Origin of the sequence: Streptomyces sp. SID3212 (assembly GCF_009865405.1) — a bacterium.
Lineage (GTDB): Bacteria > Actinomycetota > Actinomycetes > Streptomycetales > Streptomycetaceae > Streptomyces.
The window spans coordinates 1-7,331 of record NZ_WWJY01001049.1 but is presented as its reverse complement, the minus strand read 5'-3'; the positions used below and the strand labels follow the sequence as shown (position 1 = coordinate 7,331).

6 protein-coding genes and 1 pseudogene are annotated in these 7,331 nt (G+C 71.9%); 4 read left to right on the top strand and 3 right to left on the bottom strand.

The window, feature by feature from the left end; all coding sequences use genetic code 11:
* A pseudogene (locus tag GT042_RS31160) lies at nt 1-395 on the bottom strand (hypothetical protein); the annotation flags it as partial.
* 231 nt (nt 396-626) lie between these two features.
* Here GT042_RS31160 and GT042_RS31155 point away from each other — a divergent pair.
* On the top strand, nt 627-1,046 hold the full coding sequence (locus GT042_RS31155) for a hypothetical protein (protein ID WP_161312042.1): 420 nt from the start codon (nt 627-629) through the stop codon (nt 1,044-1,046).
* Here the strand turns inward: GT042_RS31155 and GT042_RS31150 are convergent.
* On the bottom strand, nt 1,043-1,933 hold the full coding sequence (locus GT042_RS31150; RefSeq protein ID WP_202534272.1) for an NAD-dependent epimerase: 891 nt from the start codon (nt 1,931-1,933) through the stop codon (nt 1,043-1,045). The genes GT042_RS31155 and GT042_RS31150 overlap by 4 nt on opposite strands.
* Nucleotides 1,934-2,004: 71 nt before the next feature.
* Between GT042_RS31150 and GT042_RS31145 the strand changes: the two genes are divergently transcribed.
* On the top strand, nt 2,005-2,958 hold the full coding sequence (locus GT042_RS31145) for a helix-turn-helix domain-containing protein (RefSeq protein WP_161312041.1): 954 nt from the start codon (nt 2,005-2,007) through the stop codon (nt 2,956-2,958).
* A gap of 69 nt (nt 2,959-3,027) precedes the next feature.
* Here GT042_RS31145 and GT042_RS31140 read toward each other — a convergent pair whose 3' ends face one another.
* Entirely contained in the window at nt 3,028-4,452 is a 1,425-nt protein-coding gene (locus tag GT042_RS31140) for an FAD-binding oxidoreductase (protein WP_161312040.1), read from the bottom strand.
* Nucleotides 4,453-4,951: 499 nt separating this feature from the next.
* Between GT042_RS31140 and GT042_RS31135 the strand changes: the two genes are divergently transcribed.
* Together GT042_RS31135 and GT042_RS31130 are read left to right on the top strand one after the other, a co-directional pair.
* The gene (locus tag GT042_RS31135) at nt 4,952-5,311 is read left to right on the top strand and encodes a GNAT family N-acetyltransferase (RefSeq protein ID WP_161312039.1); all 360 of its coding nucleotides are present in this window, start codon (nt 4,952-4,954) and stop codon (nt 5,309-5,311) included.
* 66 nt (nt 5,312-5,377) lie between these two features.
* A complete protein-coding gene (locus tag GT042_RS31130) occupies nt 5,378-6,757 on the top strand; it encodes a hypothetical protein (RefSeq protein WP_161312038.1) in 1,380 nt (459 codons plus the stop codon).
* Nucleotides 6,758-7,331: the final 574 nt, after the last annotated feature.

Here is a 7,331-nt window from a genome sequence, read left to right as displayed (position 1 = left end):
GTGCTGATCTTCCCGTCGGCCGTCACCTTCCTGATCCGGTTGTTGAGGCAATCGGCAATGTAGAGGGTGCCTGAGCTGTCCATCGCGATCCCGCGCGGCTTGTTCAGCTGAGCCGATGTCGCGGGGCCGTTGTCACCCCCGAATCCCGCCACCCCGGTCCCGGCAACGTTGCTGATCTTCCCGTCGGTCGTGATCTTCCGGACCCGGTGGTTGTCCCGGTCGGAGAAGTAGAGGGTGCCGGTGCTGTCCACCACCATTCCGTACGGCCCGTTCAACTGAGCCGACGCTGCTCGCCCGTTGTCCCCCGCGAATCCCGCCGCCCCGGTCCCCGCGGCCGTACTGATCGGAGGAGCGGAGGTCTCGACCCCCGTGGCTTCTGCCTGAGCAGTGGTCATCGTCATCCCTCGCTCTTCACCGGCCTTCCGCTACGGAAGGTCGTTCAATGACTCCAGAAAGTCACATCAGACCTCCGGAGGACAAGTCCACTTCCGAGTGGTTTGAGGCGTATCCCTTTCGTCACAGCCCTGCGGGGCGGGGCGGTCGCAGCGATCCTCAACTCGTCCCTGTCCGCTGCCGATAGACGTGGTGGACAGCGACCGGTTGACGACGAAGGAGATCTCATGACCATGACCTCGCGTGCAAGGATCCGCACGGCCGCCGCCCTCGGGACCCTGCTGCTTGTCGCCACCACGGGGTCCGCGCAGGCGGCCGGGACCGGTTCTGTCCGGGCGTACGTCCAGCGGTGTACGGACCTCGGCAGGGGGGACCTCTGTATCGACGTCAACGGGCGGGTCGGGGGGCAGGGGCGGATCGGGGTCGGTTACTGGAAGCGTTCGGGGGACGCCGTGCATGTGCGGCTCGGCTGGCAGAACACGACCGGTGGCGGGGCAAACTTCAGCAGGACCGTCCACGGGCCGCTCGTCCCCGGGGCCACCACGGGGACCGAGACCTGGTCCACGTATCTCGCGGCCGGCTGCGTGTACCCGCTGATCGAAGTGGTCGGACAGGGCACCCTCAAGGGCAAGGAGGTGTGTGTGCCCTCCTAGATCACTTCCCGGAGCACGTCGTCCGGCGGGGTGGCGGTCACGCCGAACGTCTTCTCGGTCTCCGCGTGGTCGACGACGAACGGGTGACCGGGCTTGGTGAGCACTTCGTTCATCTCGGCCCAGAACGGGTCGGTGAAGGCGAGCAGGGTCAGGTCGCGTTCGGTCAGTTCTTCCAGACGCGGTTCCGGTGCCCCCGCGAGTTCCGCGAGTCGTACGGCCAGGTCCCGGACCGACAGGGTCGAGGTGGGGACGTGCCAGGCCCGGCCGTACGCCTGTTCGTCGCGGCTCACCGCGACCAGCGTGCGTGCGGTGTCGCCGATCGCCGAGTAGCTGTGGGGCAGGTCGAGTTCCTGCGGCACCAGGGCCAACTTCCCTTCCAGGACCTGCCGCTGCACCAGGAAGCTGAATACGGAGAAGGCGCCGGCGCCGTAGAACTGGGCCGCCCGCACCTCGGTGACCTTCACCCCCGAGGCGGCGGCCTCCTCCCAGGCCCGCGCCCGCGCGCGCCCCTTGGGGCCGGTCGCGGCCAGGGGGAGGTCCGGCGTGAGCGGCCCGGTGACGGGGCCGTACGCGTAGTGGTTGCCGAGCATGACGTACGCGGCCCCGGTCCGTACCACCGCGGTCAGCAGCGACGCCGACAGGACCGGGAACTGTTCGGGCCAGAGGTGGTACGGCGGTACGGCGGTGGTGAACAGGGTGTCGGCCCCGTCCGTCAGCGCGGTGAGCCGGTCGGTGTCGGTCGCGTCCGCGGCGACCCGTTCGACGAGCGGGTGGTCCGGCCCCCCGCCGGTCCGGCTGATCATCCGTACCCGCTCGCCGTCCTCGGCCAGCAGCAGAGCGGTCCTCGACGCGGCGGCCCCGCGACCCACGATCACATGAGATGTCATGGGGAGAACGGTGCCGCGTCCCGGCCCCGTACGATACTGGCCGGAATGCCAACCCTCCGGAGGATCTGGCCATGGATCTGACCCCGCATCGCGTCGCCGCGGTGGTCGTGCCGCCCGTGCTCGGCTTCGACGTCTCGATCCCGCTCATGGTCTTCCACAGCGTTCCGTTCTACGACGTGCGCGTCTGTACGGTCCGGCCGGGCCCGATGCCCACCGTCGGCGGCCCCGCCATCGTGGTGCCGGACGGCCTGGACGCGGTCGAGGGCGCCGACACGGTCATCGCCATCGGCAGCGGCGGCGAGCCGGCACCGCCGGAAGCCCTCGACGCCCTGCGGAAGGCCGCGGCCGGCGGCGCGCGGATCGCGTCCCTGTGTACGGGGGCCTTCGTCCTGGCCCAGGCCGGCCTGCTCGACGGGCTGCGCGCCACGACCCACTGGGGGATGGCCGGCGACCTCGCCGGCCGTTTCCCGTCCGTCGACGTGCAGCCCGACCTCCTCTTCGTGGAGGACGGCGGGGTGTTCACCTCGGCGGGCGCGGCTGCCGCCATCGACCTGTGCCTGCATCTGATCGCCGTCGACCACGGCGCGGCGGTCGCCAACACCGCCGCGCGGCTCGCGGTCGTTCCTCCCGTACGGCCGGGCGGGCAGTCGCAGTTCATCGAGACGCCGCTGCCGCCGGAGCGCGGCTCCTGGCTCGCCCCCACGCGCGTCTGGGCGCTCGAACACCTCGATCGCCCGCTCACCCTGGCCGACCTCGCCGGTCATGCCAGGACGAGTGTGCGCACCCTCAGCCGGCGCTTCCACGCGGAGACGGGGCTGAGCCCGCTCCAGTGGTTGCTCCAGCGACGCGTCGACCGGGCCAGGGAACTGCTGGAGACCACCGGGCTGCCCATGGACCAGGTGGCCCGGAAGAGCGGCCTGGGGAGTGCCGACTCCCTCCGCAAGCACCTGGTCGGCCGCGTCGGACTGACCCCCACGGCGTATCGCGCGAGCTTCAACCGGGCGGCCGGCGGGGTGTCCCGCTGAGGTACGGGCCCTGTGACGACGAGCCCTGTGACGAGCCTTGTGACGGGCTTTGTGACGGGCCTCGTACGGCTACGCGTTCTCCTGCGGGGGGATGTTGTGGTTGATACGGAAGGTGTTGTCCGGGTCGTAGTGCGCCTTGACGGCGCGCAGCCGCTCGTACACCTCCGGTGCGTACGCCTTGCGGGTCTGCTGCGGGGTGGCGTCGGCGGGTGAGAGGAAGCCGGGGTGTTTCGCCTCGCTGAGCCAGGGGGCGAGGCGCTCGAAGAGGTCGGCGCCCGAGGTCGCGTACGCGGAGACGTCCTGGCCGGGGGGTACGACGGTGAGGGCGAAGAGGGAGAAGGCGGCGTCGCGCGCGCCCACGGCGTTGGGGGTGGCGGGCGGGTTGCCGTAGGCGCCCTGGAGGTGGCGGAGATCGACGAGGGTGATGCCGGAGCCGGGTCCGAAGCCGTCGGCGAGGGCCTGGACGGTGTCCTCGGTCAGCGTGTCGAGGAGGCCGAAGTGCTCGACGGCGGGCGTCGGGTCGGTCGGGTCCATGCTGAGGGAGCCGAACGCGGTGAGGGGTTTCTCCGAGACGGTGTCCATCAGGACGGGGGCGGCCCGGCGCAGCGGGGCGATCAGCGCCTCGCCCTCGTCCGCCTGTCCCAGGTAGGACAGGCGCAGGGACACGGCCGGCTTGCCCCGCATGAACTCGGGGAGGTCCGGCAGCGGGGGGAGGTTGAACAGGGCGATGCCGGAGCTCATGTCGTCCGGTGCGGTGGTGGTGAAGCGCCGGTACGCCTCCAGGACCGTGCGCGTGTCCGTGCCCGCGTAGAAGAGGGCTCCCCCGTACAGGCGTGTCACGGGGAAGAGTCCGAACTCCATCGCGGTGACCACACCGAAGTTGCTCTTGCCGCCCAGCACCGCCGAGAACAGGTCGCTCCCGGCCTGCGGGGAGACCTGGCGGATCTCGCCGTCGGCGGTGACCACTTCGAGGGCGGTGACGTGGTCGGCCGCCCAGCCGTGGGCCCGTCCCATGATCGGGCTGGCTCCGCCGCCGAGGGTGTACCCGACCACTCCGACGCCCGGTGAGGAACCGGGGAGGGGGGCGAGGCCGTGGGCGGCGGTGGCGTCAACGAGCTGCTGGAAGCGCACGCCTGCCTGGATCCGTGCGGTACGGGCGGCGGGGTCGACCGTCAGGTCCGTCATCCGGGAGGTCGTGATCAGCAGGGTGTCCGGGGTCGCCGGGAGCGCCGGGCCGTGGCCGGTGTTGAGGATCGCGACGGCGAGGCCGAGCGTCCCGGCGGTCCGTACGGCCAGGGAGACGTCGGCGGTGTCGGTCGCACCGACGGCCACGGCGGGGTGGTGGGTGACGGCGAGGTTGAACACGGCGAGTTCGTCCTCGTAGCCGGGCTCGCCGGGCGTCAGGACGGGCCCTTCGGCGCCGGCGGCGAGGGCGGCGAGCGCCCGGTCCCAGCTGTCGCCGCGGCCCGGGTCGTTGATTGCGTCGTGGGTCATGACTGGTCCTTACCGTGCGGGGCGCGCGGGGTGCGCGCGGCGCGCGGGATGTCGGCGAGGACGGCGTACCGCGACACCGCAGGTGTCTGCCCCCCCCCGCCGGGCAGGTGCCTGCCCCTCCGCCGGCGGACGACAGCGCAGGTGCCCTGCCCCCCGCCGGCGTCCTCGGCCTGTTGGGGGGACATGTCGCGGCTCCGCATCCTCGACATGGGCTGTGGCAACGGTGTCTACAGCCGCATGCTGGCGGGAGGTCGCGGCGGACTGGGGGCGCGGTTGTACGGCATGGTCAACGTGGACGCCGCGGGACCGCTCGACGCGCTGCTCACCGGCGCCGGGCCGCACGGGGTCGACGTCGACACCGGATGGGGCCTCCCCCTGAAGCGCTACTCCGGATTCGACGACCAGCCGGCGCGGGGCGGCGTCTCGCGCAAGGCCCGGCAGAACCTCGGGCGCGACCTGCGCAAGGCCGACGCGGCCGGCGTCACCGCCCGTACGACCGATGCCGGGGGCCCGGACCTGGACACGTTCGTCAGCCTGGCTCGTACCACCGCCGCGAAGCCTGGCCCGTACCACCGTCGCGAAGTACGACAACGCCGACCACAGCTCCGCGCTCGCCCTCACCGACGACTTCCGCTTCCACTACGGGGCGGTCGGGTACGCACAGGAGGACACCCCCGGCTACAGCCCGTTCTACGTGTCGTACGCCCACGTCATGCGGGAGGCATGGGCCTCGGGGCGGAGCCGGGTCGAGCTGGGCCGGCGGAACCCGACCTTCAAACGGAGGTACGGGCCGGAACCCCGCACCTTGCGGGCGTACGTCGCCGACGTGGCGGACGTGGCCGGCGTGGCCGACCTTTAGTGACTTTGAGGGGCGGGCATCCCACCGGCATACGCAGCACCACGCCGGAAAGGGCAGGGACCAGGAATGGGCCGCAGCGACCCCAACACACTCCTCGCCGCGCTGCTCGTGGAGGCCCGATGGAGTTCCGGGGAACTGGCCCGCGCGGTCAACGCCCTGGGCACCGCGCACGCCTTGGAACTGCACTACGACCGTACGTCCGTGGCTCACTGGCTCTCCGGGTCCCGCCCGCGTCCGCCCGTGCCCGACCTGGTGGCCGCCGCCCTCACCACCCGTACCGGCCGGCTGATCACCGCCCAGGACACCGGGCTGGTCCCGCTCGCCCGCGACCTGGACCAGCCCCCGCAGATCTGGCCGGGGCAGACCGATCCGGTGGCGCGGCTGGCCGCCCTCTCCCGCGCCGACACGGACCCGGCCCGCCGGGCCTCCCTCCTCAAGTCCGCCGGCAGCCAGCCCGCCTACCCGCTGACCACCGTCAACCGGCTCGCCTGGCCCGACAGACCCCCGGTCACGGCACCCTGGGAGGGCCGGTCGCGCCGCGCCACCACGGCGGACGTGCAACGGCTGCGGGACATGACGCAGGTGTTCACCGACCTGACCGAGCATCACGGCGGCGCCCACGCCAGATCCGCGCTGGCCGCCTACCTCGCCGACGACGTCAGCCTTCTCCTCAAGCGCAGCGCCCCCGGCCGGCTCCGCGGCGACCTGCTCACCGCCGGTGCCCAACTCACCCACGTCCTGGCCGGCATGACGGCCGACACGGGCCACCTCGGGCTCGCGCAGAACTACTACCGCACGGCCCTGAGCCTCGCCCACGCGGGCGGCAACCGCTCCACGTACGCGATCACCCTGCGCGCCATGAGCACCCAGGCCCTGCGCCTGGGCCACCACCGCCCGGCCCTGCACCTCATGGACATCGCCATACAGGCGGCGGGACCGGCCGCCCCGCCGGCCACGCTCGCCTTCCTGCACGTCCAGCGCGCGCTGGCCCGCGCCCACGACCGGCAGCGGCGCGCCGCGCTGGGTGACCTCAACACGGCGGAGACCCAGCACGGACAGTCCTCGGGACCGCCCGGCCCCTTCACCGCGTACCCGCGCGTCGGGCTCGACTACCAGCGCGCCCAGACCCTGCTCACCCTCGGACACGCCGCGGACGGCCTGTCGACGCTGCGCGACTCAGCCGCCCACCGCGCCCCCGGCCAGCGGCGGGCCTTCGCCCTCACCCAGGCGGGCCTCGCCGAGACGCTCCTGACCCTGGGGCACCTGGAGGAGGCGTGTGTCCACTGGCACGCCTTCCTCGACCACTACCCCCATCTGAAGTCCGTCAGGACCGAGCAGTCGCTCGCCCGGCTGCGCGCCCGCCTGCGCCCCTACCGACGCCAGCGGCACGCCGGCGCCGTCTGGGACCGCGCCCGGCTCCTCACCGCCTCGCCGGGCGGCGGCTGATAACAGAAGGGGACCGAGGAGATGAAGTACTGAGGGATCGTCCATGCCTTGTGTATATGCCAGAGGCATAACCCGGACTCTGTTCCGCGCGTCTTCTCGCGTCGTGGCCCCCCAAGATCCACCAGGGAAACAATTCTGCTTGACCCACCTGCCCGTATCCCCAGGGAGTACGGCTCGACTTGCCGGGCGTCGCGCGGGGTGCTGCGGGGTGTCGGCGCAGGTCGGAGGGGCCTTTTCAGCGGTACGGGGTCCCGAGGGGCGGCCCTGGGCCCGGGGCCGGTTGGACCGTACGAGTGGTGTTCATCCGAAGAACTGCGCAGCTGCGGCGTCGCTCCCTGGATTCCCGAGATGCGTACACATCATGAGGAAGGTATGTAGATCGACCAACCCGATCGACCAACCCGACATCGCACCATCAGAGAGTGAAAGAGGGGTCATGGCCGCCATCAAGGTCAAGAAGTTGTGGGCCGTCTTCATCACCGCGTTCTTCGCGGTGCTCGCCTCCCTGGGACTCACGTCCCCCGCGACGGCCGCCGGCAGCGCCGTGTCGGCGCAGCCGGCCGAGCAGCCCGCG